Source organism: Actinomadura sp. NBRC 104425 (assembly GCF_030269545.1).
GTDB classification, from domain to species: Bacteria; Actinomycetota; Actinomycetes; order Streptosporangiales; family Streptosporangiaceae; genus Spirillospora; species Spirillospora keratinilytica.
On the sequence record NZ_BSTN01000003.1, the window covers coordinates 13,064 to 38,218 of the forward strand.

Annotated in this window: 23 protein-coding genes and 1 tRNA gene; 10 read left to right on the forward strand and 14 right to left on the reverse strand. The window is 74.6% G+C overall.

Annotated features, from left to right (window positions below; all coding sequences use genetic code 11):
- Positions 1 to 32: 32 nt before the first annotated feature.
- The 4 genes from QSK22_RS05870 to QSK22_RS05885 form a co-directional block, all read right to left on the reverse strand.
- Positions 33 to 995, reverse strand: coding sequence for an ABC transporter substrate-binding protein (locus tag QSK22_RS05870; RefSeq protein WP_285492946.1), 963 nt, complete (start codon positions 993 to 995; stop codon positions 33 to 35).
- 62 nt (positions 996 to 1,057) lie between these two features.
- Positions 1,058 to 1,927 (reverse strand): ABC transporter ATP-binding protein, encoded by an 870-nt coding sequence (locus QSK22_RS05875; protein WP_285492947.1) that lies wholly within the window; start codon positions 1,925 to 1,927, stop codon positions 1,058 to 1,060.
- Positions 1,924 to 2,967 carry a FecCD family ABC transporter permease gene (locus QSK22_RS05880; RefSeq protein ID WP_285492948.1) on the reverse strand — a complete coding sequence of 348 codons (1,044 nt, stop codon included), beginning with the start codon at positions 2,965 to 2,967 and terminating at the stop codon, positions 1,924 to 1,926. Before QSK22_RS05880 ends, QSK22_RS05875 begins: the two co-directional genes overlap by 4 nt.
- Positions 2,964 to 3,959, reverse strand: a complete 996-nt coding sequence (locus tag QSK22_RS05885) for a FecCD family ABC transporter permease (protein WP_285493313.1) — start codon at positions 3,957 to 3,959, stop codon at positions 2,964 to 2,966. Before QSK22_RS05885 ends, QSK22_RS05880 begins: the two co-directional genes overlap by 4 nt.
- 369 nt (positions 3,960 to 4,328) lie before the next feature.
- Here QSK22_RS05885 and QSK22_RS05890 point away from each other — a divergent pair, with 369 nt between their 5' ends.
- The 3 genes from QSK22_RS05890 to QSK22_RS05900 all read left to right on the forward strand — a co-directional run bounded on the left by QSK22_RS05890 (position 4,329) and on the right by QSK22_RS05900 (position 9,567).
- Positions 4,329 to 6,299 carry a hypothetical protein gene (locus tag QSK22_RS05890; protein WP_285492949.1) on the forward strand — a complete coding sequence of 657 codons (1,971 nt, stop codon included), beginning with the start codon at positions 4,329 to 4,331 and terminating at the stop codon, positions 6,297 to 6,299.
- A 93-nt stretch (positions 6,300 to 6,392) separates the two neighbouring features.
- Positions 6,393 to 7,136 carry a 3-keto-5-aminohexanoate cleavage protein gene (locus QSK22_RS05895; protein ID WP_285492950.1) on the forward strand — a complete coding sequence of 248 codons (744 nt, stop codon included), beginning with the start codon at positions 6,393 to 6,395 and terminating at the stop codon, positions 7,134 to 7,136.
- 322 nt (positions 7,137 to 7,458) lie between these two features.
- The gene (locus QSK22_RS05900; protein ID WP_285492951.1) at positions 7,459 to 9,567 is read left to right on the forward strand and encodes an acetate--CoA ligase family protein; all 2,109 of its coding nucleotides are present in this window, start codon (positions 7,459 to 7,461) and stop codon (positions 9,565 to 9,567) included.
- Positions 9,568 to 9,581: 14 nt separating this feature from the next.
- Here the strand turns inward: QSK22_RS05900 and QSK22_RS05905 are convergent, their stop codons facing one another.
- Positions 9,582 to 9,884 carry an MTH1187 family thiamine-binding protein gene (locus tag QSK22_RS05905; RefSeq protein WP_285492952.1) on the reverse strand — a complete coding sequence of 101 codons (303 nt, stop codon included), beginning with the start codon at positions 9,882 to 9,884 and terminating at the stop codon, positions 9,582 to 9,584.
- Between the two features lie 112 nt (positions 9,885 to 9,996).
- Here QSK22_RS05905 and QSK22_RS05910 point away from each other — a divergent pair, with 112 nt between their 5' ends.
- Complete coding sequence (locus QSK22_RS05910) at positions 9,997 to 10,761, forward strand: enoyl-CoA hydratase-related protein (protein ID WP_285492953.1); 765 nt, start codon at positions 9,997 to 9,999, stop codon at positions 10,759 to 10,761.
- An 11-nt stretch (positions 10,762 to 10,772) separates the two neighbouring features.
- Here the strand turns inward: QSK22_RS05910 and QSK22_RS05915 are convergent, their stop codons facing one another.
- Positions 10,773 to 11,849, reverse strand: coding sequence for a DUF6528 family protein (locus QSK22_RS05915; RefSeq protein ID WP_285492954.1), 1,077 nt, complete (start codon positions 11,847 to 11,849; stop codon positions 10,773 to 10,775).
- A 107-nt stretch (positions 11,850 to 11,956) separates the two neighbouring features.
- On the reverse strand, positions 11,957 to 12,361 hold the full coding sequence (locus QSK22_RS05920; RefSeq protein ID WP_285492955.1) for a hypothetical protein: 405 nt from the start codon (positions 12,359 to 12,361) through the stop codon (positions 11,957 to 11,959).
- A gap of 156 nt (positions 12,362 to 12,517) precedes the next feature.
- Here QSK22_RS05920 and QSK22_RS05925 point away from each other — a divergent pair, with 156 nt between their 5' ends.
- Positions 12,518 to 13,324: an enoyl-CoA hydratase/isomerase family protein gene (locus tag QSK22_RS05925; RefSeq protein ID WP_285492956.1), complete on the forward strand. Its 807-nt coding sequence runs from the start codon at positions 12,518 to 12,520 to the stop codon at positions 13,322 to 13,324.
- A gap of 751 nt (positions 13,325 to 14,075) precedes the next feature.
- On the forward strand, positions 14,076 to 14,912 hold the full coding sequence (locus QSK22_RS05930; RefSeq protein WP_285492957.1) for a serine hydrolase: 837 nt from the start codon (positions 14,076 to 14,078) through the stop codon (positions 14,910 to 14,912).
- Positions 14,913 to 14,925: 13 nt separating this feature from the next.
- Here the strand turns inward: QSK22_RS05930 and QSK22_RS05935 are convergent, their stop codons facing one another.
- The 3 genes from QSK22_RS05935 to QSK22_RS05945 all read right to left on the reverse strand — a co-directional run bounded on the left by QSK22_RS05935 (position 14,926) and on the right by QSK22_RS05945 (position 17,187).
- Complete coding sequence (locus QSK22_RS05935) at positions 14,926 to 15,810, reverse strand: hypothetical protein (RefSeq protein ID WP_285492958.1); 885 nt, start codon at positions 15,808 to 15,810, stop codon at positions 14,926 to 14,928.
- Positions 15,811 to 15,813: 3 nt separating this feature from the next.
- Complete coding sequence (locus QSK22_RS05940; protein WP_285492959.1) at positions 15,814 to 16,470, reverse strand: hypothetical protein; 657 nt, start codon at positions 16,468 to 16,470, stop codon at positions 15,814 to 15,816.
- Between the two features lie 640 nt (positions 16,471 to 17,110).
- Positions 17,111 to 17,187 (reverse strand) — tRNA-Ile (locus QSK22_RS05945).
- 169 nt (positions 17,188 to 17,356) lie between these two features.
- On the opposite strand from QSK22_RS05945, the gene QSK22_RS05950 reads away from it, so the two are divergent.
- The 3 genes from QSK22_RS05950 (at position 17,357) to QSK22_RS05960 (ending at position 20,304) form a co-directional block, all read left to right on the forward strand.
- Positions 17,357 to 18,034 carry an LppX_LprAFG lipoprotein gene (locus tag QSK22_RS05950; protein WP_285492960.1) on the forward strand — a complete coding sequence of 226 codons (678 nt, stop codon included), beginning with the start codon at positions 17,357 to 17,359 and terminating at the stop codon, positions 18,032 to 18,034.
- On the forward strand, positions 18,031 to 19,572 hold the full coding sequence (locus QSK22_RS05955; protein ID WP_285492961.1) for an MFS transporter: 1,542 nt from the start codon (positions 18,031 to 18,033) through the stop codon (positions 19,570 to 19,572). Before QSK22_RS05950 ends, QSK22_RS05955 begins: the two co-directional genes overlap by 4 nt.
- Positions 19,573 to 19,680: 108 nt before the next feature.
- Positions 19,681 to 20,304 carry an Rv1733c family protein gene (locus tag QSK22_RS05960; RefSeq protein WP_285492962.1) on the forward strand — a complete coding sequence of 208 codons (624 nt, stop codon included), beginning with the start codon at positions 19,681 to 19,683 and terminating at the stop codon, positions 20,302 to 20,304.
- 27 nt (positions 20,305 to 20,331) lie between these two features.
- Here the strand turns inward: QSK22_RS05960 and QSK22_RS05965 are convergent, their stop codons facing one another.
- The 3 genes from QSK22_RS05965 to QSK22_RS05975 are packed head-to-tail and all read right to left on the reverse strand — an operon-like array spanning position 20,332 to position 23,257.
- Positions 20,332 to 21,171: an ABC transporter ATP-binding protein gene (locus QSK22_RS05965; RefSeq protein ID WP_285492963.1), complete on the reverse strand. Its 840-nt coding sequence runs from the start codon at positions 21,169 to 21,171 to the stop codon at positions 20,332 to 20,334.
- Positions 21,168 to 22,220, reverse strand: coding sequence for a FecCD family ABC transporter permease (locus QSK22_RS05970; protein ID WP_285492964.1), 1,053 nt, complete (start codon positions 22,218 to 22,220; stop codon positions 21,168 to 21,170). The genes QSK22_RS05965 and QSK22_RS05970 overlap by 4 nt, the downstream gene beginning before the upstream one ends.
- Positions 22,217 to 23,257, reverse strand: coding sequence for a FecCD family ABC transporter permease (locus QSK22_RS05975; protein ID WP_285492965.1), 1,041 nt, complete (start codon positions 23,255 to 23,257; stop codon positions 22,217 to 22,219). The genes QSK22_RS05970 and QSK22_RS05975 overlap by 4 nt, the downstream gene beginning before the upstream one ends.
- Before the next feature lie 117 nt (positions 23,258 to 23,374).
- Here QSK22_RS05975 and QSK22_RS05980 point away from each other — a divergent pair, with 117 nt between their 5' ends.
- Positions 23,375 to 24,409 carry an ABC transporter substrate-binding protein gene (locus QSK22_RS05980; protein ID WP_285492966.1) on the forward strand — a complete coding sequence of 345 codons (1,035 nt, stop codon included), beginning with the start codon at positions 23,375 to 23,377 and terminating at the stop codon, positions 24,407 to 24,409.
- Here the strand turns inward: QSK22_RS05980 and QSK22_RS05985 are convergent.
- Complete coding sequence (locus QSK22_RS05985) at positions 24,402 to 25,151, reverse strand: DUF72 domain-containing protein (protein ID WP_285492967.1); 750 nt, start codon at positions 25,149 to 25,151, stop codon at positions 24,402 to 24,404. The genes QSK22_RS05980 and QSK22_RS05985 overlap by 8 nt on opposite strands.
- Positions 25,152 to 25,155: the final 4 nt, after the last annotated feature.

The following is a 25,155-nucleotide window of genomic DNA, read 5'->3' on the forward strand; positions in this document are numbered from 1 at the left end:
CGGCGCCCGTCCTGGACACCCGCTGAGGACGGCTACTTGCCCGCAAGCGGCGTCAGGTACTTCTGCAGGTCGTCCAGCACCTTCCCGGCGGCGGTCACGCCGATGCCGGTCATCCAGGTCTCGTCGTCGACCACCTCGGCGCGTCCGGCCTTGACCGCGCCGAGCCTGCTCCACAGCGGCCCGGTGGTGACCTTGGCCTGCTCCTGCGCGGCCTTCTCCCCGTAGGCCGCGACGAAGATCATGTCGCCGTCCGCCTCGGCGATGCGCTCGGGGCTGAGCGGCGCGAACCGCTTGTCGGCCTTGTCCTTGAGCAACTGCGGCTCGGGGCGGCCGAGGCCCACGTCGCGCAGCACGATCCCGGAGAAGGAGTCGGGCCCGTACTGGCGGATCTCGTCCGGCATGAACCGGATAACGCTGACCTTGATCTTGGCCGGGTCGCCGAGCCTGCGGCCCAGCTCCTTGGCGCGTGCCTCGTACGCCTGCAGCCGCTGCCGCCCCTCGTCCTTCTTGCCGACCGCCTCGGCGTCCAGCAGGAAGTTCTGCTTCCAGGTGATGCCGACCTGCTCGGTGAACACCGTCGGGGCGATCTTGGACAGCTCGCCGTAGAACTTCTCCTGCCGGAACTTGGAGCCGAGGATCAGGTCGGGCCGCAGCGCGGCGATCGCCTCCATGTCCGGCTCCTGGGTGGTGCCGACCACCTTGACCTTGGCGTACCCGGCGCCGAGGTACTTGGGCATGCCCGCCGCCTGGTCCGGCAGCGTGCTGCCGACCGGGGTGAGCCCCAGGCTGTAGAGGGTGTCGAGCTTGTCGGTGTCCAGGACGACAATGCGCTCGGGCTTGTCGGGCACCTTCGACTCGCCCATGGCGTGCTTGACGACGCGGGTGGCGCCGGACGACTCCGCGTCGCCACCGCCGCAGGCCGTCAGCGCCAGGCCGACCGCCACGGCACCGGCGACCAGCCCGCCCAGCCTCCGGCCGAGTCCGTGGAACTTCACGTGCATACCTACTTTCTCTGCGTCAGCCTTCGCGGTCGCCGGGGCCGGCACCGCGCCCCCGGTCAGCCGGGAGCGCCCGGCACCACCAACGGAGCCCCCGTCAGCGGGCACGGGATGACGACGCCGCCCAGGCCGAACACCTCTTCGAGACGGTCGGCGTTCATCACCTCTCCGGGCGGCCCCTGGGCGACGACCCGGCCGTCCTTCATGACCACCAGGTGGTCGGCGTACCGGCACGCCTGGTTGAGGTCGTGCAGCACCGCCACCACCGTCCGCCCGGTGCCGCCGCGGTTCAGGCGGCGCAGCAGGTCGAGCACCTCGATCTGGTGCGCCAGGTCCAGGTACGTGGTGGGCTCGTCCAGCAGGAGCGCGTCGGTGTCCTGGGCGAGCGTCAGGGCGATCCACACGCGTTGCCGCTGGCCGCCCGACAGCGCCTCCACCGGACGGTCGCGCAGGTCGCTCAGCCCCGTCAGGCGCAGGGCGCGCTCGACGGCGGCGGTGTCGGCGGCGCTCCACTGCCGGAACCACCGCTGGTGCGGCTGGCGGCCGCGCGCCACCAGGTCGGCCACGGTCAGCCCCTCGGGAGTCACCGGGCTCTGCGGCAGGACGCCCAGGCGGCGCGCCAGCTCGCGGGTCGGCATCGCGTGCACGTCGGCGCCGTCGATGAGGGCGGCGCCGCCGCGCGGCGCCAGCAGCCGGGCCAGCGTGCGCAGCAGCGTCGACTTGCCGCACGCGTTCGGGCCGATGATCACGGTGAACGCGCCGCCGGGCAGCTCCAGGTCCAGGTCCTCGATGACGAGCCGGTCGCCGTAGCCGACGCGGAGACCGCGGGCCTCCAGCCGCACCGGGGGCCGGGCGTCCGCGTCGGCGGCGTCGGCGTCACCGGCGGCGGGGCCCGGGCCGGACGACGGCGGGACGTGCTCGGTGGTCATGCTTTCTTCCTCCGTACCAGCAGCCACAGCAGGTAGGGGCCGCCGAGGGCCGCGGTGAGCACCCCGACCGGCAGCTGCACGGGCGCGAACGCGGTGCGGGCGACCAGGTCGGCCACGACGGTGAGCAGCGCCCCGGTGAGGGCGGCGCAGGCCAGCGGCGGACGCTCGGCGCGCACCAGGCGGCGGGCCAGCTGCGGCGCGGCCAGCGCGACGAAGTCGACGGCACCCGCCTGCGAGGTCGCCAGGGCGGCCAGCAGCACCGCGACCGCGCCGAGCGCGACGCGGCGCCCCACCACGCGCACGCCGAGCCCGCGGGCCACGTCGTCGTCGAGGGCGGTGGTGTCCATGGCGCGTCCCGCCCACAGCAGCACGGGAAGCAACACCAGTAGCGGCACCAGCAGCACGCGCGCCTCGGCGTAGCCGAGCCCGGCCAGGCTGCCCGCCAGCCACACCTGCGCCCGCTGCCCCTCCATCGGGTCGCCGCTGACGATGATCACTTCGGTGAGCGCCCGGACCGCCAGCGCCACGGCGATCCCGCACAGCACGAACCGGTGCGCGGCCAGCCCGTACCGGAACGACAGCACGAACACCGCCGCCGCGGCGGCCAGCCCGCCCAGCAGCGCGCCCGCCCCCAGCCAGACCGTACCCAGGCCCGCGGTCATCGCGAACGTGGCGGCCAGGCCGGCGCCCTGGGTGACGCCGACGACGTCGGGGCCGGCCAGCGGGTTGCGGCTGATCGACTGCAGCAGCGCGCCGGACAGGCCGAGCAGCGCCCCGACCGCGAGACCGACGGTGATGCGCGGCAGCCGCAGGTTCTGCACGACGACGGTGAACGGGCCGTCGCCCGCCAGCGCCCGCAGCACGTCCGGCGGCGCGACGAACGTGCTGCCCACGCCGAGCGAGACGACCGCGGCGACGGCGGTCAGCACCACGAGCACCGCGCCGACCACGGCCGAGCGCCGCCGCACGACGAACGCGACCGTCCCGCGGCCGACGACCAGCCGCCCCGCCGCCGGATGCGCGGTCTTCGCCGGGTTCACGCGGTCACCGTCCGTCCGCGGCGGACCAGCAGGATCAGGAACGGGGCGCCCAGCAGCGCGGTGACGACGCCGGCGCGGACCTCGGCGGGCGGGACGACCAGCCGGCCGAGCACGTCGGCGACCAGCAGCAGCGCGGGCCCGAGCAGCAGCGACACCGCCAGCACCCAGCGGTGGTCGGCGCCGACCAGGCCGCGCGCCAGGTGCGGCACCGCCAGCCCGACGAATCCGATGGGCCCGGCCGCGGCGACGGCGGCGCCGGTGAGCACGACGGCCGCGACCGCGGCCAGCAGCCGCACCCGGCCGACGTCGCGGCCCAGGCCGCGCGCCACGTCGTCGCCGAGGGCCACGGCGTCCAGGCCGCGCGCGGCGGCGAAGGCCAGCACCGCCCCGGCGGCGACGAACGGCAGCACCCACAGCGCCACCTCGGCGGGCCGTCCGGCCAGCGAGCCCACAGCCCAGAAGCGGTAGGTGTCGAAGGTCTGCGCGTTGACGGTGAGGACGCCGACCACCACGCCGGTGAGCGAGGCGTCCAGCGCGGTGCCCGCCAGCGCCAGCGTGACCGGGGACGCGCCGTCGCGGGTGCGGGCCGCCAGCGCGTACACGAACGTGCCGGACACGGCCGCGCCCGCGATGCCGAACCACACGTAGGCGGGCAGCGTGGTCAGCCCGAACACGCTGATCGCGACGACCACGCCCAGGGACGCGCCGGAGGTGACGCCCATCAGGCGCGGCTCGGCCAGCGGGTTGCGGGTCAGCGCCTGCATCAGCACCCCGGCCAGGGCCAGCCCCGCACCGACGGCCAGGCCGGTCACGGTGCGCGGCAGGCGCATCGACCGCACGATGGCGCTCTCCTCGCCGCCGTCGGGCCGCAGCAGCGCGTCGACGACGTGCCCGGGGGCGATGCCCCGGCTGCCCGCGGCCAGACTGGCCATCGCCGCGGCCACCAGCAGCGCCGCGCATGCCGCCACCACGGCGAGCCGCCGGCCGCGCATCCCGGTCACCCGCCGTCCCCCCTGCCGATCGATCAGATAGGTAAGGCAAACCTAAGACAAGGGGAGCGTACGGGACCGTCCATCAAAACGACAAATCAGCGACAGACGGGACATTCGACCCGAGGTGACGTCGATCGCAACGTGCCGTCTCCCGATCGCGTCGCCGACCGCCGGCACATGCTCGGGCACGGCTGAAACCGCGAGGCAACGGCCGGGCGGCCAGATTTACCAAGAGCGGAACAAATCGCCCATCGGGGCGGGACGGGCATTGACCGCGCCGCCCTCCTGCGGTCTGATCTTGGGGACGCACGGCGTCCGGCTCGGGGGCGGCGCTCGCGCGGATCGTGCACTGCCTCCGGGAGGCCGGCCTTGCGCGCACTGCTCGCGACCCTCGCCGCGCTCGCCCTCGCGGGCGCGCTCCTGTCCGCCCCGTCCGCGGCCGCGGCGGCACCCGCCGACGACGGGTGCGACCCGATCGACCCGGCGTCCTGCCTGCTGCCGTTCCCCAGCGACTGGTACACGGTGCGCGACGCCCGCACCGACACCGGCCGCCGCGTCCACCTGCGCACGACGCTGCGCAACTCGCTGGGCGTGCCGATCCGCCCGGACGCGTGGAACCGGTCCGACGGCTTCTCCCCCGGTTCCATGCTGCTGGCGCACGTGCCCGGCGTGGACCTGGCCCGCAGCGGCGCGGCGCCCGTCACCGACATCGGGGCGTCGCTGCGCCGCGACGCCCCGATCGTCATCGTCGACACCGCGACCGGGGAGCGCTGGCCGTACTGGGCCGAGCTGGACGCCAACGCCACGCGCGACGACCGCCGCGCCCTCATCGTCCGTCCGGCGCGCAACTTCCGCGAGGGCCACCGGTACGCGGTGGCGCTGCGCGGCCTGCGCGACGCCTCCGGGGCCGTCATCCGGCCCAACGCGGCGTTCGCCCGGATCCTCGGGCGGACGCTGCCGGCGGGCGACCCGCTGCGCGAACGGCAGCGCGCCACCAGGCGCGTCCTGGCGGACCTGGCGCGCCACGGCGTCGGCACCGAGGACCTGTACCTGGCGTGGGACTTCACCGTCGCCAGCCGCCGCGGCCTGTCGGAGCGCATGCTGCACATCCGCGACGACGCGCTGCGGGGCCTCGGCTCCACGGGCTCCCCGCCGTTCCTGGTCACGCAGGTCGCCGACGACGTGGACGAGCGGATCGGACGCGAGGTCAAGGGCGTGCTGTTCGCCCCCAGCTACCTGAACCTGCCCGGCGGCCCGCCCGGCTCGTCGTTCCACTACGGACGCGACGGGCTGCCCGCCCGGCTGCCCGGCAACACCCAGGTGGTGCCGTTCCAGTGCGAGATCCCGCGGTCGGCGTTCAGCACGCCCGCGCGGGCCGCCCTGTACGGGCACGGCCTGCTGGGCGGCGAGAGCGAGGTGGCGGCGGGCAACGTCAAGGCGATGGCGGCCGAGCACGGCTTCGCGTTCTGCGCCACCAAGTGGATCGGCATGTCCAACGAGGACATCCCCAACGTCGTCACCGTGCTGGCCGACCTGAGCCGCTTCGACACCGTCGCCGACCGGCTCCAGCAGGGCATGCTCCACCAGATCCTGCTCGGCCGGGCGATGACGCGCGGCTTCCTGCGCGACAAGGCGTTCCGCACCGCCGACGGCAGGCCGCTGATCGACGCCGCTAAGGGCGTGGTGTTCGACGGCAACAGCCAGGGCGGCATCATGGGCGGCGCGCTGACCGCCGTGTCGCCGGACGTGCGGCGCGCCGTGCTGGGCGTGCCCGCCATGAACTACAGCACCCTGCTCAACCGCAGCGCCGACTTCCCCACCTACGCCCGCGTGCTGGACGTGTTCTACCCCGACAAGCTCGACCAGCAGATCGCCATCGCGCTGATGCAGATGCTGTGGGACCGCGGCGAGGCCAACGGGTACGCCGCGCACATGACGGACCGTCCGCTGCCGGGCACGCCGTCGCACCGGGTGCTGATGCACGTGGCGTTCGGCGACCACCAGGTGGCGCCGGTGGCGGCCGAGGTCGAGGCCCGCACGATCGGTGCGCGGCTGCACGTGCCCGCGCTGCGCCCCGGGCGCAGCCCCGACCGGGTGCCGTTCTGGGGCATCCCCGCGATCGGCTCCACCCCGTACGCGGGCTCGGCGATGGTGGTGTGGGACAGCGGATCGCCCGCGCCGCCGACGACCAACACGCCTCCGACCGAGGGCCGAGACCCGCACTCCGATCCGCGCAACTCGCCCGACGCGCGTCGGCAGAAGGCGGTGTTCCTCAAGACCGGCACGGTCGTCGACGTCTGCGGCGGCCCCTGCGTCATCACCCCCGCGGGGAGCGGTTGACGGCGCGGCGGCGGACCGCATACCCCCTCCCCGCGGGTCAGGTTCAGGTGACCTTCATCACCACGCGGGGCGGCCATCTGCGATGATCATTGCATGCTGCAGGTCTGCCCCAACGGTCCCCGCACCCGCTCCGACGCCGCCCACCTGCCGCTGACCCCGCACGAGCTCGCCGTCGCCGTCCGCAGCGCCGTGGTCGCGGGCGCCGAGGACGTGCACCTGCACCCCAAGGACGCCTACGGCGCCGACTCGCTGGAGCCTGACGCGGTCGCCGAGGCGGTGACCGCCGTGCGCGCGGCCGTGCCGGGCATCCGCGTCGGCGTCACCACGGGCGCGTGGGCCGCGCCGGACCCGCGGGCCCGCGCCGAGCTGGTGCGCTCGTGGAAGGTGCTGCCCGACCACGCCTCGGTCAACTGGCACGAGGAGGGCGCCGAGCTGGTCGCCGACGCGCTGCTCGACCTCGGCGTGGAGATCGAGGCGGGCGTGTTCTCCGGCACCGACGCGGCCCGCCGGTTCCTGGCCTGGCCGTCCGCGCACCGCGTGCTGCGGGTGCTGGCCGAGGTGACCGACACCGACCCCGACACCGCGCCGCGCACGGCCGCCGCGCTGCTGGAGGAGCTGGGCGCCGCGCGCGGCCGTCCCGTCCTGCTGCACGGCGAGGACGGCGGCGCCTGGCCGGTGCTGCGCATGGCCGCCGCGCTCGGCCTGGACACCCGCATCGGCCTGGAGGACTGCCTGCTGCTGCCCGACGGGTCGCCCGCGCCCGACAACGCGTCCCTGGTCCGCGCGGCCCGCGAGATCCTCGGCCTGGCCGCTCCCCCGCGCGACCGCGCCGTGTGACCCCGCCCCGGGGCACCGTCCCCGGGTCTCCTCTTCCGGACCGCCCGGTCCGGTCCGGCATCGCCGCGTGCGGTTGCGCCCTGCCCTCGCATGCCCGCCGCCCGGGAGCCGTCCGGCGTCTCCCCAGGTCGTCCCGGGCGTTCTTGACCGTCAGATCAGCATTATCTTATGTTTCATTATCATTGATTACGGTCGTTGCCGCCTGCTCCGGCGCGGCGGACGGCCGGGAGCGGAGGTCGGTTTGTCCGGGACCGTTCGGCGGCTGCGGGAAGACGGGCGCGGGCCGGAAGAAGGGCCCGGCGGGGCGCCTCGCTCGCCCCTGGTGACCCCCGAACGGCTCCGGACGCTGCTCGCACCGCGGTCCGTCGCGCTCATCGGCGCCAGCGACAGATCGGCGTTCTCCCGGCTGCTGTACGGCAACCTGACCGCCGCGGGCCGCGCCGACACCACCTACCTGGTGAACCGGCGCAGCCCCGAGGTGCACGGACGGCCCGCCCACCGCACGTGCGCGGAGATCGGCGGGCCCGTCGATCTGGCGTTCGTCATGGTCCCCGCCGAGGCGGCGCCCGACGCGGTGCGGGACGCGGCGGTCGCGGGGGCGCGCGGCGTCGCGGTGCTCAGCTCCGGGTACGCCGAGACCGGCGCGGAGGGGCGGCGGCGGCAGGAGGAGCTGGCGGGCCTCGCCGAGGAGCTCGGCGTCGTCCTGCTGGGCCCCAACGCGCTCGGCTTCGTCAACGTCGCGGCGGGCGTGCCGGCGATCGCGCTGGCCGATCCGCCGAGCGCGCCCGGCGACGTCGCGCTGATCTCCCAGTCCGGCGCCTGCTGCGGCGCGATGACCGATTTCGCGGCCCTGGCCGGGGTCGGGCTCTCGCACGTCATCACGGTCGGCAACGAGGCGATGGTCACCGTGGGCCACCTGGTCGACCACCTGGTGGACGACCCGGCCACCAAGGCGATCGCGGTGTTCATGGAGGCCGTCCGCGAACCGGAGGTGTTCGCCGCGGCGGCCCGCCGGGCGGCGCGGGCGGGCAAGGCGCTGGTGGTCCTCAAGGCGGGCCGCAGCGAGCTGGCCGCGCGGGCGGCCGCCTCGCACACCGGCGCGCTGGTGGGCGACGACCGGGTGGTCGACGCGGTGTTCGAGCGGCTCGGCGTGATCCGGGTGGACACGATCGAGGACATGCTGGTCACGGCGGGCGTCGCCGCGTACACCGGGCCGCTGGACCGGCCGGGCGCGGGCATCGTGTCGATCTCCGGCGGCGCCTGCGACATCATCGCCGACCTGGCCGACGGCGCGGGCCTGCGGCTGCCCGAGCCGGCCGAGGGCACGGTGCGGCGGCTGGCGCGGGTGCTGCCCGCCTTCGGCGCGGCGCACAACCCGCTCGACGTCACCGGCGCCGCGGTCAAGGACCCGCAGATCTGGCGGGAGGCGGTGGCGGCGGTCGGCGACGACCCGTCCGTCGGCATCGTCGTCGCCGTCAACAGCCTGCCGTGGCGCGGCGACGGCCCCTTCTACGGTCAGCGGTACGTCGACGCCATCGGCGCGGGCATGGCCGCGGGCAGGGCGCCCGGCCTCTACCTGACCCAGGTGACCCAGCCGGTGGGGCCGCGGGCGCGCGCCGTTCTGGACGCCGGCGGGGTCGCCCACGTCGTCCCCGGGCTGCGGCTCGGCGTGGAGGCGATCGCGCGGCTGGCCCGCTGGTCGGCGCACCGCGCCGAGGAGGAGACGGCCCTCCGGGAGCACGCCGTTCCGGCGCCTCGGGTCGCGCTCCCGGAGGGCGACGCCTTCTCCGAGGTGGACGCGCGGGCCCTGCTCGAGGCCGCCGGGATCCCGGTCGTCCCGGCCCGGCACGTCCGTTCGGCCGAGGAGGCCGAGCGGGCCGCCGCGGAGTTCGGCGGGCCGGTGGCGATGAAGATCGTCTCACCGGACATCGCCCACAAGACCGACCTGGGGTGCGTGCGCCTCGGCGTGACCGCGGACCAAGCGGCCGCCGTGCACGACGAGATCATGGCGGCGGCCCGGGGCGCCGCCGCCGCGGGGGCGCGGCTGGACGGGGTGCTGGTGGCGCCCATGCGCGCCGAGGCGCCCGAGCTGCTGGTCGGCGTGACCCGCGATCCCGACTGGGGCCTGCTGCTGGCGGTGGCGCTCGGCGGCGTCCTGGTGGAGGTGCTGGACGACGCCGCGCTGTCGCCGCTGCCGGTCACGCCCGCGCGAGCGCGGGCGATGCTGACCGGGCTGCGCGGCGCGGCCGTGCTGCGCGGCCACCGCGGCTCGCCCGCCGCCGACCTGGACCGCCTCGCCGAGGTGGTCGCCGCCGTCGGGCGGCTTGCGGCCGCGCTGGGGCCCGACCTGGAGTCGCTGGAGATCAACCCGCTGCGGGTGTGCGGCTCGCAGATCGAGGCGCTGGACGCCCTGGTCGTCCGCCGCCGGTAGGGGGCCTCGGCCTGTCAGTCCCGGTTCTCGGCGAGGTGGCGTTCGATGCTCTCGACCTTGGCGTCCAGGGCGCCGGTGACGCCGGGACGCAGGTCGGCCTTGAGCACCAGGCTGACCCTGGGGGCGCGGGCGGCGACGGCGTCGGTGGCGGCCTTGACCACCGCCATCACCTCGTCCCACTCCCCCTCGACCGTGGTGAACATGGCGTCGGTGCGGTTGGGCAGGCCGCTTTCGCGCACCACGCGGACGGCCTCCGCCACCAGTTCCCCCACGTTCTCCCCGACGCCGAGCGGGGTCACCGAGAACGCGACCAGCATGACGACACCTCCCTGGACGATCTTGCGAAGCTGCCGTGATCCTAGGGGCGCATCCAACAGGGTGCGCGCCGGCGCCTCCCCGAGCTCGGGCCGGTGGCGTAGCGTCGGAACCATGAGCGATGTCCTGGTCGAGCGCGACGGCCCGTTCACGACGATCACGATGAACCGGCCGCAACGCCGCAACGCGTTGTCCCGGGAGTTCCTGCTCGCGCTGACCGAGGCGTTCCGGCAGGTCGGCGGCACCGACGCCCGCGGCGTGGTGCTGGCGGCGAGCGGTCCGGTGTTCTCCGCCGGTCACGACTTCGCCGACATGGCCGGGGCGTCCCACGCCGACGTCCGCTCCCTGCTGCAGACGTGCACCGAGCTGATGCGCACGATCCAGTCGGTGCCGCAGGTGGTGGTGGCGCGGGTGCACGGCCTGGCGACGGCGGCGGGCTGCCAGCTGGTGGCGAGCTGCGACCTGGTCGTGGCGGGCGAGAGCGCGGGGTTCGCCGCGCCGGGCGGCAAGGGCGGCTGGTTCTGCCACACCCCGATGGTCGCGATCGCCCGCGACATCGGCCGCAAGCGGGCCATGGAGATGGCGCTCACCGGCGACGTGATCGACGCGCGCACGGCCTGCGAGTGGGGCCTGGTCAACCGGGTCGTCCCGGACGACGAGCTGGACAAGGCGACCCTCGAGCTCTTGGAGCGGGCCACCAAGGGCAGCCCGCGCAGCAAGGCCCTGGGCAAGCAGGCCATGTACGCCCAGCTGGGCCGTCCCGAGCAGGACGCCTACGCCTACGCCATCGAGGTGATGGCCGCCGCCAGCCAGACCCCGGAGGCGCAGGAGGGCATGCGCGCGTTCCTGGACAAGCGGCCTCCGGAGTGGCCCGCCTAGCACCCGGTCGGTCACTGGTACCTGGGCACGAACCAGCGGGCCCGGTAGAACTGGGCGCCGCGCAGCACGCGCGTGGCCGTCCGGCGCCCCGGCCCGAAGAACTCCAGGGTGTCGGTGCACCAGGAGGTGGCGCAGCCCTTCTTGGGCCGGGTCAGCAGCACCTGCCCGGTCCGGGGGTGGTCGCCGACGGACTTGACGATGCGCTTGTTGACCCGCGGGGCGAGCCGGTAGCGGGTGGTGAACACGCCCCTGCGCTTGTCGTACTGGTAGACGCCGTGGTGGGTGGTGATCCACAGCCGGTTGCGGTTGCCGAACACGGGCGCGAGGTCGTGGCCGCCGGCCGACGGCAGCCGCCTGCGCCCCACGGCCCGCAGGGTCGGGCGGTGCGCCGTGCCGCCCACGCGCAGCGCGACCAGGTGCTTGTCGCCGAGGGCCCACAGGATTCGGCGGGACGGGTCCCACAGCAGGCCGTGCGCGCGGGCGAGGCGGACCTGGGCGTGCGCGCGGGCGGCGCGTCCGCGCGAGGCGGCGTAGACGCGCACCCAGTGGCCGCGGGCCGCGGCCACCGCGACGTTGCCGTTCGGCAGCAGCTCGGCGGCGTGCAGGCCGCTGCTCCGGCCGGCGTCGACGGCCCATAGGCGCCTGCCGGACGGGTACTCCACGGCCCCGGCGAAGCCGGCGCCCTGCGCGGTGACCACGTAGGTCCGTCCGTGCCGGCGCCGCACCCGCACGTCGGACGCGCCGCCCCACGCGCCGGCGACGTCCCGGTATCCGCGTGCGGCGGTCGGCTTCCAGCTCCATTTCACGGCGCGCTTGCCCTGCCAGGAGCGCCTGCCCGCGTCCAGCACGACGAGCCGGCGCCCGGCCTGGTCGCCGCCGATCACCAGGCCCTTCGCCCACCCCCTGGGCTGGGCCGACGGCTTGGCCAGGGCGGGCCGCAGCTTCCTGGGCAGCGGGTCGGTCGGCGGGGCGGGCTCGGCGGCGGCGGGAGGCGCGCCGACGGCCGCGACCGCCGTGGCGGCCAGGGCGGCGCAGGTCCGGCGGACGGTTCGCGGACGGGTCCTGCGGCGGACGGTGCGGCGCGGCATCGGGCCTCCCTTGAGTCACGGACACAACAGGTGTAACGCTGCATACCCAAACGACTACAAAGAGACAGACGGCCGTCGGTGAAATGGGGGTAAGCGCGGGAACCGGGTCAGGGGTCGCCCTGGCGGACGAACCCGTGCCGCGCCAGGACCTCCGACAGCCGCCGGCCGAACCCGGTCAGGACCCGGCCCGTGCCCCGGCAGGCCGGGCACGGCTGCTGCTCGGGTTCGTCGGGGCGGGTCCGCATGTGCTCGTCGATGGCCCGTTCGATGGCCAGCACGACGGTGGGCACCTCGGTCTCGGCGGGCGGGGCCTGCGCGGCGTGCGACAGGTCCGCGGCGCGCTGCGCGGCCTGCGCCACGCGGATCAGCTCGCCGGCGCGTTCGTGCCAGGCGCGCCACCGCACGCTGCGCACCAGGCCCGTCCCGCCGCACTCGCCGCAGGCGCGCTCCAGCGCGTCGAGGAACCGGGCCCACTGCTCGGCGGATGCGTCCGGGGGTTCAGGCGTCGTCATGGGAGACGCGAGGCCGGCACCGATTCTCCATCGAAGCGGCAATACGCGGCGAGCACCCCGGAAGGTTCACCGAGCGCCGTTCGGTAATCTGCTCCCGCGGCCGCGTCGTGCAGGCCGTTCGCCTCGCCTGTGGACACCCGGGAGGAGCGCCACCCCATGCCCTGGTCCGACTACGAACGGCTCCGGTTCGAACGGCACGAAAACGGCGTGCTGCTCATCACGCTCGACCGTCCCGACAAATACAACGCGGCCGACGAGCGGATGCACACCGAGATGGCCCGGGTGTGGCGGGACGTGTCCGCCGACCCGCAGACCAGGGTGGCCGTGGTGACCGGCGCGGGCAGGGCGTTCTCCGCGGGCGGCGACCTGGCCATGGTCGAACGCATGGCGGGCGACCACGACCGGGTGTCGCACATGCTGACCGAGATGAGCGACCTGGTCTACAACATGGTCGACTGCGCCAAGCCGATCGTGTCGGCGATCAACGGGGTGGCGGTCGGCGCCGGGCTGGTCGTCGCGCTGCTGGCCGACATCTCCGTGTGCGCCGAGGACGCCCGCCTGGGCGACGGGCACGTGCGCCTCGGCGTCGCCGCCGGGGACCACGCGGCGATGGTCTGGCCGCTGCTGGCGGGCATGGCCAAGGCCCGCTACCACCTGCTCACCGGCGAAATGGTCGACGGCGCGGAGGCCGAGCGCATCGGCCTGGTCAGCCGCGCGGTGCCGCGCGAGCAGGTGCTGGACGAGGCGATGCGCGTGGCGCGGACGCTGGCCACCGGGCCGCAGCAGGCGATCCGGCTGACCAGGCGCGCCCTGAACAACTGGCTCAAGGCGGCGGGGCCCGTCTTCGACCAGTCCGCCGCCTACGAGATGCTCACGTTCATGGGCCCGGACGTGCTGGAGGGGCTGGCGGCCCTGCGCGAGAAGCGCGAGCCGCGTTTCCCGTCGGCGTCCCGGGAGGGCTGAGGCGCGCGGCCGGGCGCAAGGTCTCAGCCGAGGCGGCGGAACGCGGCGGCCGCGGCGGCCCCCGTACGCCAGGTGCGGCACCAGGTCCGACACCCAGTCCGCCGCCGACCAGCGGCGCGGGTCGGTGACGCCCAGCGCGGCCATGGGCCCGATCGACCCGGCCATGGCCAGTACCGTCAGCGCGACCGCGCCGACCGGCCACGGCAGGCGCCGGGCGAGCGGCCCGTAGGCCACGGCGGCGCCGAGCCCGGTCGCGTACCCGAGCAGCGGCCCGAGCCCGGCCTCGCGGTTGCCGGCCTGCTCGCCCTCGCCGAGGCCGACGCCGGCGCCGCGGGCCAGCCGCCGCACCGTCTCCTCCGGCGTGCTGCTGGCGGGACGGGCGCGCGCGGCCATGTCCACGTAGGTGGCGGCATTGAGGGCGCATGTGCCGACGGCGCCCGCGATGAGTCCCTTGGCGATCGTCCCCATGCCGGTGGGCTACCCGCCACATCCCCGGCATCACGCCGCCGTTTCGAGAACTCCCCGCGGCCGTTACGCGGAGGAAACGATGGCGTCGCCAGGATGCCGCCATGCCCGGAAGATCCCACCTGTCGTCGCGCGGGCGGCCGTCATGGTGAGGCGCGCCAGACACGCGCGGTCGTTCCGCTTCGCGCGGGTCCTGCGCGCCGTGGCGGCCGTACTCCTAGGGGCTGCCACGCTCGCGTGCGCCTCCGCGTCCGCGGCCCTGCCGACGGTCCGCGTCGCGGCGCCCATGACACCGCTCATCCTGTCGGCGCCGGAGACCTCCACACCGACGCCCAGTGCGCGGACGCCGTCCCGCAAGCCGCGCTCCTCGTTCGGCAAGACGCAGCGAAAGCGCCTGTCACGGACGCTCGACCACTACCTGAAAACCAGGTCGGGCAGCGTGACGGTGGCGGTGACCGACCTCGCCGCCGACCGCGCGGCCTTCGCCTACAACACCAAGCTGCGACCGGTGACGGCCAGCACCGTCAAGGTGGACATCGTCATCGCCCTGCTGCTCAAGGCGCAGCGCGAGCACCGCGCCCTGACCGCGACCGAGCGGGCCCTCGCCGAAAAGGCGATCAAGTACAGCGACAATGCCGCGACGACCGAGCTGTGGCACCGCATCGGCAGCGGCTCCGGCCTGGCCGCCGCCGGCAGGAAGCTCGGCCTGCGGCACACGCGTCCCGGCCCCGGCGACTACTGGGGCAGCACCGTCACCAGCGCCACCGACCGGCTCCGCGTCCTGGCCGCGCTGTCCACCGGACGCGGCCCGCTCAGCGCACGCAACCGCAAGTACCTGCTGTCCCTGATGATGAACGTGACGCCGACGCAGGCGTGGGGGGTCAGCGCGGCGGCCGGGCGCGGCGACCGCGTCGCCCTGAAGAACGGCTGGCTGCCGCGCGAGGCCGACGGGGGCCTTTGGACGATCAACAGCATCGGCCGGGTGCGCGGCGGCGGTCACGACCTGCTGATCGCCGTCATGTCGTCCCGCAACGCGTCCATGTCCGACGGCGTCGCCACCGTGGAGCACGTCGCCGAACTCGTCGCCGCCGCGATCAAGGGCACGTCCGCGCAGGACGGCTGACCCGCGCGCCGCCTCACGGCGCCAGATCGACCCTGATGTCGCCGGACTCCGGCAGCAGCACGACCGACGCCCCGTTGGTCCGCGTCCAGCCGACGGGCAGCAGGAACCAGCGCCCCCGCGAGTGCGCGAGGAGGCGCAGCCCGTCGTAGCGGAAGGCGTACGCCGACTCCTTGGCGCCGCTGAGCCGCACCATGCGCACGCCCGGCGCGCTGATCTGCAGCCGCTGCCGGCTGTACACGGTCGCCTTCGGCTCGACCAGCAGCGACACCTCGATCTTCTGGGCCTCGGCCAGGCCGCGGCTCTGCGCCACGCCGGCCGTCGCCCAGAACGCCGCGACCAGCAGGAGTCCGGCGATCAGGCCCCGGCGCAGGTTGGCGTTGGAGTCGACGACCGCCGCGACACGGCCGGGCAGCGCCGCGCGGATCCGCGAACTCTCCGCGGCGTAGTCGAGCAGCAGCGCACCGGCGGCGAGGGCCACCGGGGAGAAGAGGGGCCCGGCGAGCATCTCCGCGCGGCGCTGCAGGCCGATCGCGCCGATGGCGAGCGAGACGAACGCAAGGCCCGCCAGGACACCGCACGCCACCCGCCGCCCCCGCAGGTCGAGCCGGTCGAGCAGGAGGGCCAGCAGATGGTGCAGGATGAGCACGACGACCCCGGTGACCAGCACCACCGCCAGCGGCACGAACAGCGGCCCGGCGCTGCGCACCAGGTAGTCGGTCGTCGTCAGCCCGACGCTGCCGAGGTCCAGACCGAAGTAGCCGTACAGCGCCTCCGCACGCCTGTACCCGAAGTAGTACAGCACCGCGGTGAGCATGCCGGCGGGAGCCAGCACCTTGGTGGCGAACTCCAGCAGCGAACCGATGCCCCGGAACCCCGGGCCGCCCTCGTCCGCCACCACCGATCAGGGGCTTCCGTCCGGCTGGGGCTGGTCCGGCTGCGACGTGTCCGGCTCCGTGGGCCCGTTCTCAGTCGCGGTGGGCACAGGTTCGGTCGTCTGCCGCCCCGGAGGCGAACTCACCGTGACCGACCCCGTGGGCCTAACCGGCCCCGACGTCGAGGGGCCACTGGGCCGCCGCGCCGTCCCGACGATCTTGTTGAAGACCTCGGGATTGCTCACCCCGACCCGCAGGCAGACCCGCTCGGACCCGCACAGCGACTCACCGGCCGGCCGCGGATCGATGAGCTCGACGTACCTGTTCACCTGCCCCTCCCGCGCCTTGGGCGCGTACTTGACAACGAGACACAGATCCTTGGCTCCGCACTTCTTGTTGCGGCTGCGGCGGACCACCGTCTGGATCTTCTCCGAGCAGTCGTCCCCCACCTGCGGAAGGTCGGTCGCCGCACGGCAGGCCTCGGCGATCTGCCGCGCCTGCTCCTCGCTGATCCCCACCTGGGCGGCATTAACGGCCTGAGCCTGCACGTCCCCGCCGACGGCCATCCCACTCGACTGCATCGGCAGCGGCGTCGTCGCCGGGCGAGCCTTCCGTTCCTCTCCTCCGCACCCCGCGAGAAGCACCACCACGGCGCACCCCAGCACCCCCCGCTGCCAGAGCCCCATGACCTCCCACATTCCACCCCGCCGCACACCCCCGCTGCCCAGAAACCTTCTCCACACCACCCCCGAAAAAACCTCGCCCCCCACCCTCGAACAGCGAACTCAAAGCCACACCCCCACCAAAACCTACAAATCAACAAACATTTGGAAGAACAGGGAGGATTACCCCAGAGAACACAACGCCCCCGGCATTGGCGAGCGACAGAGCCCAGCTGGAAGGACGGCCGGGACTCGAACCCGCACAAAACGGTGGCCCGAACTGAATGAAGAAGAGGCGTTGCGTTCCCTCCAGGGGTTGATGAGCAACCCTGACCTGGCGCTACCTGTCCGGCGCGCCGCTGCTGTCGCGATCCCCCTACGGGTGATAAGCGGCCCGCCCGGCGGCCTGTGGACCGTGTGAGGCCCGGCGCGGGTTGCGATCCCTCCAGGGGTGATGAGCGACGCAGGTCGCGGTCACCCTCATCCCGGCCGGGCGTTGGCCGGCTCATCGCTTCTTGGGGACGGTCCCGGTCGCGCAGGTGGCGGAGTGGGGCGGGGCGGGGGCGTCGGCGGGGTGTTGGGTGGTTTAGGCGGCTGCTCGGGCCTGGTGCGGGCAGCCTTCGGCCGGCGGGCGGGCTGCCGGCGGGCCTTGCTGGATGGTTGTTGGTGGGGCGGGCGGGACTCGAACCCGCGACCAAAGGATTATGAGTCCCCTGCTCTGACCGGCTGAGCTACCGCCCCGGGGTCTCCTCCGTGCAGTGCCGATTACGGAGGGGCTTGCCGCGGCAATGATAGCGGCGGGGCGTTGCGGGGGGCCACCGGGAAAGGCCGGGGTCCACCTTGAGGTGGGGCGCGATGTCATACCCGGTACCGAGTGACGGGAGTGGTGACCGGTCGGTAGGGTCCGCCTATGGTCAAGCGCGGAGTCTTCTCTCTGGTCGTCGTGCTGGCCGCGGGGACGGCGGCCTGCACGGGCGGGGGCGGCGGAGGCGACGAGGGCGCGAAGCAGCCGCCGCCGCAGGAGACGTTGCGGCAGGCGGCGCAGGCCATGGGCAACCTGCGGAGCGTGGCGTTCAACGTGGCGACCGAGGGGAACCCGGGGGTGCCCCTCAAGGGCGGGGACCTGCGGTTGCTGCGCGACGGGGACGCCGAGGGGACGATCAACCTGGAGCAGTCCGGGCAGGCGGTCGAGATGAAGATCGTCGCGGTGGGCGATGCGTTCTACGTCAAGGGCGTGACGGGCGGGTGGCGCAAGTTCCCCAAGCAGCTGGCCTCGGCGATGTACGACCCGTCGGCCGTGCTGGACCCGCAGCGGGGCATCGCCAAGCTGCTGACGTCGGTGGCGCAGCCGCAGGCGGAGAAGACCGAGAAGGTGGACGGCAAGGACGCCTACAAGGTGCGCGGCACGCTGCCCCAGGACGTCATCGCCGGGCTGATCCCAGGGCTGAACGGGGACGTCAAGGGCCATGTGTGGGTGAGCACCGCCGACCACCGGCTGCTGAAGGTGCGCGGTGACGTCAACGACGGCGCGGTGACGGTCAGGTTCACCGAGTTCGACGCGCCGTACAAGATCAGCGCCCCGGCATGATCCGGCGCCGCATCGCGATCGGGGTCGGCGGCGCGGTGGTGCTGCTGGCCGCGCTGGACGCCTACGTCGTCACCACGATCCTGGTGACGGTCGTCGGGGATCTGGGGATCCCGATCAACCGGCTGGAGCGGGTGACGCCGGTCGTCACCGGGTTCCTGCTGGGGTACGTGGCGGGCATGCCGCTGCTGGGGCGGCTGTCGGACCGGTTCGGGCGGCGGCCGGTCATCCAGCTGTGCCTGATCGCGTTCGCGGCGGGGTCGGCGGTCACGGCGTGCGCGGACGGCTCGCAGTGGGCCCACGGGGTCGTCACGCTGACGGCCGGGCGACTGGTGCAGGGCCTGGCGGGCGGCGCGCTGCTGCCGGTGACGATGGCTTTGGCGGCCGACCTGTGGGAGGAGCGCGGGCGCCCGGTGGCGCTGGGCGTGGTGGGTTCGGCGCAGGAGCTGGGCAGCGCGGTGGGGCCGCTGTACGGGGCGGCGCTGGCGGCCGCGTTCGACTGGCGGGCGATCTTCTGGATCAACATCCCGCTGGCCGCGGCGGCCATGGCGGCGGTGCATTTCTGCGTGCCGGCCGGGCGGCCGGGCGGGCGGCCGGGCGTCGACGTGGTGGGCGGCGTGCTGCTGGCGGCGGGGCTGGCGCTGGTCGTGGTGGGCGTCTACAACCCCGAGCCGGACGAGTCGGCGCTGCCGCCGTGGGGGCTTCCCGTGCTCGCCGCGGGCGTCGCGGTCATGGCGGCGTTCGTGCTGTGGGAGGTGCGGTCGCGCACCCGGCTGCTCGACGTGGAGGGGACGCGGCGCGGCCCGCTGTTCGCCACGCTCGGGGTGAGCCTGCTGTCGGGCGCCGCGCTGATGGTGACGCTGGTGGACGTGCAGCTGGTGGCGCAGACGCTGCTGGGCGAGGACACGATGGGCGGGGCGCTGATCCTGGCGCGGTTCCTGGTGGCGCTGCTGGTCGCGGCGTTCCTGGGCGGGCTGGCGGCATGGCGGTTCGGCGAGCGGGTGCCGCTGGTGGCGGGGATGGCGGTCGCAGCCGCGGGGTACGCGCTGATCGCGATGTGGCCGGAGGGGCTGCGGGACGCGGCGTACGGGCCGCTGCCGCGCATGGACGTCGATCTGGTGGTGACCGGCGCCGGCCTGGGCCTGGTGATCGCGCCGGTGTCGTCGGCGGTGCTGCGGACGGTCCCGGCGGCCCGGTACGGCATCGCGTCGGCGGCCGTGGTGGTGGCGCGGATGATGGGCATGCTGCTGGGGATCGCGGCGCTGTCGGCCTGGGGGTTCCACCGGTTCCACTCGCTGACCGCCGGCCTGCAGATGCCGCTGCCGTTCCTGATGTCGCGGCAGGAGTTCGCGCGGCGGCTCGCCGAGTACCAGGAGGCGGTGCGGGACGCGCTGCGCACCGAGTACCAGGAGATCTTCTGGATCACCGCCGTGCTGTGCCTGGTGGGCGCGGTGCTGGCGCTGGCGGTGCGGGACGGGGCCCGGGCGTCCGGCGGGGCCGCGCGGGCGGTGGCCGAGACGGTGCCCGAGACGCGTTCGTGAAAAGCCGGGAAAACACCGGCTCGGGGTCGTGCTGATCATGATGCGCCGGAATATCCTGAGATTCGATGGCCGGAGCCTCTTGCCGGGAGTGGTCGCCCCGGGGAGGTGATGACAGTGCGCGGGTTCGGCGCGGGCGGTGCGGCGCCGCCGCTGCGGCGGCTCCGCCGGCGGCTCGGTTTGGAGCGCAACGAGCTGCGTCGGCGCGTCGACCGCGTCCAGCGCGCGATCGCGCTGGCGCTGCTGGTCCTGCTGCTCGCCACCGCGCCTGCGGTGGCCGCGTGGTGCGGCGGCCTGGCCTACGACGCGGGGCTGCGGGCCGAGCGGCGCGAGCACGCGCAGCGTCAGCAGGTGTGGGCGACGGTGGTCGCCACCGGCGGCATCGCCTCGTCCGGCGACCAGTACGTCCACGAGACGGTGCAGGCCGTCTGGCCGCGGGCGGCCGACGGCAGGACGCGCACCGGCACCCTGCCGAGCTGGAAGGGCGCCGCGGTCGGCGACCGCAAGCGGATCTGGGTCGACCGCGAGGGCAGGCCGACCGTGCGGCCGCGGCCGCACAGCCGGACGGTCACCGACGCGGTCTACGCGGGCGCGGCGGCGGCGCTGGGCGTCGGCGCGCCGGTGCTGCTGGCCTACGTGGTGGTCCGCCGCCGCTGCGACCGGTACCGCGACCGGATGTGGGACGCCGCCTGGGCCCGCATGGACACCGACGCGGGCCACAACCGCCCCTCCTGAGCCCCCGCGCCGGGCCGCCGCAGGGCCTCAGACGCGGACGCGGTGGCGGGCGGCCGGGACGACCAGCGGCGTGCCGGTCTCCGGGTCGTCGATCACGCGGCAGGGCAGGCGGAACACCTCCTCGACGAGGTCGGCGGTGACCACGTCGCCGGGGGCGCCCTCGGCGATGATGCGCCCGCCGCGCATGGCGATCAGGTGGGTGGCGTAGCGGGCGGCGTGGTTGAGGTCGTGCAGGACGGCGACGACGGTGCGGCCCTCCTCGTGCAGGCGGGCGCACAGGTCGAGCACCTCGATCTGGTGGGCGATGTCGAGGTAGGTGGTGGGCTCGTCCAGCAGCAGCAGCGGGGTCTGCTGGGCCAGCACCATGGCGATCCACACGCGCTGGCGCTGCCCGCCCGACAGCTCGTCGACGGGGCGGTCGGCCAGGTCGGCCACGCCGGTGGCGGCCATGGACTCGGCGATGACCCGCTCGTCCTCCTTCGACCACTGCCGCAGCAGGCTCTGGTGCGGGTAGCGGCCGCGCGCGACCAGGTCGGCGACGGTGATGCCCTCGGGGGCGACGGACGACTGCGGCAGCAGCCCGAGGGTGCGGGCCAGGCGCTTGGCGGGCCAGTCGGCGATGCTGCGCCCGTCCAGCACGACGGTGCCGGCGGCGGGCTTGAGGATGCGCGCCAGCGCCCGCAGCAGCGTCGACTTGCCGCACGCGTTCGGCCCGACGATCACGGTGAACGAGCGGTCGGGCACCGCGACGCTCAGCCCTTCGGCGATCGTGCGCCGCTCGTAGGCCAGCGTCAGGTCCGTCCCCCGCAGCCGCGCCCCGGCGTCGTCGCGCGACGAGTCGTCACCCGGCAGGTCAGCAGTGCTCATATCCGTCCGTTCCTGCGTTCGGTCACCAGCAGCCACACCAGGTAGCCGCCGCCCAGGAGCCCGGTCACCACGCCCACGGGCAGCTGGTGGCCGGGGAAGGTGCGCTGTCCGGCGAAGTCGGCGGCCGCCAGCAGCGCCGCGCCCATGCACAGCGACGGCAGCAGGTTGGGGCCGGGGGTGCGGGTCAGGCGCCGCGCCAGCTGCGGCGCGGTGAGCGCGACGAACGACACCGGCCCGGCCGCGGCGGCGGCGAACGCGGCCAGCAGCACCGCCGCGGCCAGCAGCAGCGCCCGGACGCGGTGGACCGGCACGCCGAGGCCGTGCGCGGCGTCGTCGCCGAGTTCCAGCATGCGCATCTGCCGGCCGCAGCCGACCAGCACCACCGGCACCAGCACCGCCAGCGCGACCAGCAGCGGCGCGGTGTCGGACCAGTCGCGGCCGTCGAGGCTGCCGGTCAGCCACAGCACGGCCCGGGCGGCCTCGGTGATCTGCGCCCGGGTGAGCAGGTAGCCGTTGACGCCGGTGAGCATGGCGGCCACGCCGATGCCGACGAGCACCAGCCGCTGGCCGTGCGCGCCGTGCCGTCCGGCCAGCAGGTAGATCGCCGCACCGGTGGCGACGCCGCCGACGACCGCCCCGGTCGCCACCGCGACGCTGGACCCGCCGGCCACCGCGATCATGACGAGCACGCCGGCGGACGCGCCCTGGGTGAAGCCGAGGATGTCGGGGCTGCCCAGCGGGTTGCGCACCAGCGACTGGAAGATGGCGCCGGCCAGGCCGAGGGCGGCGCCGACGGCCAGCGCGGCCGCGGCGCGCGGCAGGCGCAGCTCGCGGACGATGAACGTCTGGGCGGGGTCACCGCCGCCGAGCAGCGTGCGCACCACCTCGCCCGGGGCCATGGGGTAGTCGCCGCTGCCGATGGCGAGCACGGCCACCGCGAGCGCGGCCAGCAGGCACGCCGCCGCGACGACGAGCGCGCGGATGCGGAACCGCAGGGACAGCCCGCCGGCCGCGCCGGTCCGGACGACGCCGTACCACCCGGCGCTCACGAGTTCACCGCCCGGCGGCGGCGGATGAAGTGCAGGAACACCGGTCCTCCCAGCACGGCGGTGACGATACCGACCTGGACCTCCGAGGGCCGCGCCAGGACGCGTCCGAGGATGTCGGCGCCGAGCATGATGGCGGGCGACAGCACGGCGCAGTACGGCAGCAGCCAGCGCAGGTCGGGGCCGGTCAGGGCGCGCACCAGGTGCGGCACCATGAGGCCGACGAACACGATCGGCCCGCACGCCGCCGTGGCCGCCCCGCACAGCAGGGTCACGGTGACGATGCCCACGGCGCGGGTGCGTCCCGGGGAGGTGCCGAGCGCGCGCGCCGCGTCGTCGCCCATGCTGAGGGCGTTCAAGGGGCGCGCCAGCGCGAGCGCCAGCAGCAGCCCGGCGGCGATGAACGGTGCGACGCGCACGACGGTGGCGGACTGCGCCGCGGCCAGCGACCCGACCGTCCAGAACCGCATGCGGTCGAGCGAGGCGGTGTCGAGCAGCTGCACGGCGTTGACGTAGGAGTAGAGGGCCGCGTTGAGGGCGGACCCGGCGAGGGCGAGCCGGGCGGGCGTGGCGTTGCGTCCGCCGCCCACCGCGTACAAGACGACGGCCACCGCGCCGGCCCCCGCCAGCGCGAACCACACGAAGCCCAGGAACGACACGATGCCGAGGAAGGAGATGGCCGACACCACCGCGGCGGCCGCGCCCGCGCTGATGCCCAGCAGGCCCGGGTCGGCGATCGGGTTGCGGGTGAGCGACTGCATGACGGCCCCGGCCAGGCCCAGCGCCATGCCCACCAGCAGTCCGAGCAGTGTGCGCGGCAGCCGCATCTGGTGGACGACCGGGTAGCCGGACGACGCCTCGTCGACGAGCCCGTGCCACACTTCGCCGGGCGACAGCGGTTTGGCGCCGACGGCCAGGCTCAGCAGCACGATGACGAGCAGTGCGCCCGCGGCCGCCGCCAGCCCGGCGGCGCGCGTGATCCGCCGCGCCTCGGCGGGCGCCCGCGTCTCGGGGACGGGCGGGGAGGTGGTCAGGGACAACTCGCTGCTCCGGCAGAGTGGGGGACGGCGCCCGGCTCTGGACAAGATATTAGGTTAGGTTAACCTAAGCCACAATTCGGACATCAGTCCCCCCAGTTACGGAAAGAACGATGCACCATGTCTGACACCGCCCGTCGTCACCTGCTCACCCGCCGCACCGTGCTCGGCGCGGGCGGCGCGGCCGCCCTCGGCGCGCTGCTGGCCGCCTGCGGGGGCGGCGACTCCTCCGAGGGCGGCTCCGGGTCGGGCTCGGGCGCCTGGACGTTCACCGACGACCGCGGCACCAAGGTCTCGCTGAAGTCCCGGCCGCAGCGGGTGGTCGCCTACATCGGCTCGGCCGCCGCCCTGTACGACTTCGGCGTCACCACCGAGCAGATCGTCGGGGTGTACGGGCCGACCAAGCTCAAGGACGGCAGCCCGGACCCGCAGGCCGGGCGGGTCCCGGTGGACAAGGTGACGATCATCGGCAACGCCTACGGCGAGTTCAACCTGGAGAAGTACGCCTCGCTGCGGCCCCAGCTGCTGATCGACAACATGTTCGTGCCCGGCCAGCTGTTCTACGTGCCCGCCGAGAGCAAGGACAAGATCTTCGCGCTGGCGCCCAGCATCGGCGTGTCCACCGGCTCGGCGCCGCTGCCCAAGCCGATCGAGCGGTTCCGCCAGCTGGCCGCCGCGCTCGGCGCCGACACCGACAGCGCGCAGGTCACCCAGGCCAAGGCCCGGTTCGACAAGGCGGCGCAGGCGGTGCGCGACGCGGTGGCGGCCAACAAGGGCATCAAGGTGCTGGCCGCCTCCGCCAGCCCCGACCTGTTCTACGCCTCCAACCCCGGCAAGAACAGCGACCTGATGTACTACCGCGAGCTCGGCGTGGACGTCATCGTTCCGGACAAGCTCGACAAGGAGGGCTACTTCGAGAGCCTGAGCTGGGAGAACGCCGACAAGTACCAGGCCGATGTGATCATGCTGGACAGCCGTACCCAGGCCCTGCAGCCCAAGGACCTGGGGGACAAGCCGTCCTGGAAGGACCTGCCCGCGGTCAAGGCGAACCAGGTCATCGGCTGGCAGCCCGAACCGGTCTTCTCCTACACCGGCTGCGCGCCGATCCTGGAGTCGCTCGCGCAGACCCTCAAGAACGCCAAGAAGATCATCTGACCGCGTCCGGAACCCCGGCCCGCCGGGCCAGCTCGGTGAAGCGCAGTGCGTTGCGCACGGCCGCCCCGCCGGGGTCGTTGTTGAAGTAGACGAAGACGTCGGCGCCCGGCTCCCAGGCGCCGGCGGCGCGGCGGATCCAGGACGTCAGGGCCCGGTCGCCGTACGCGGGCCACGGCGCGGCCGCCCCCTCGTGCAGCCGCACGTATCCCCAGCCCGCCGTGCGCCACAGCGGAGTGACCGGGCGGCCGAGGACGTCCGCCCAGCACAGGGCCGCGCCGTGGCGTTCCAGTACGGCGCGGATCTCACCGGTCCACCAGCTCGGGTGCCGCGGCTCGACGGCGACCCGCACCCCGGCCGGGAAGCGGTCCAGGCACGCGGCGAGCAGGCCGGCGTCGGCGTGCAGGGTCGGGGGGAGCTGCAGCAGGATCGGACCGAGCCTGCCGCCGAGCCCCTGCGCGGCCGCCAGGAGGCGGGCGACGGGCTCGGCGGGTTCCCGCAGCCGTTTGACGTGGGTGAGGAACCGGCTGGCCTTGACGGCCATGACGAAACCGCCGGGCGTGCGGGCGGCCCAGTTCTCGAACGTCTCGCGTTTGGGCAGCCGGTAGAACGCGGCGTTGCTCTCCACCGTGTCGAAGCATTCGGCGTACCGCTCCAGCCACAGCCGCTGCGGCAGGCCCGGCGGGTACAGCACGCCGCGCCAGTGCGGGTACTGCCAGCCCGAGCAGCCCACCAGCATCGCCATCGCG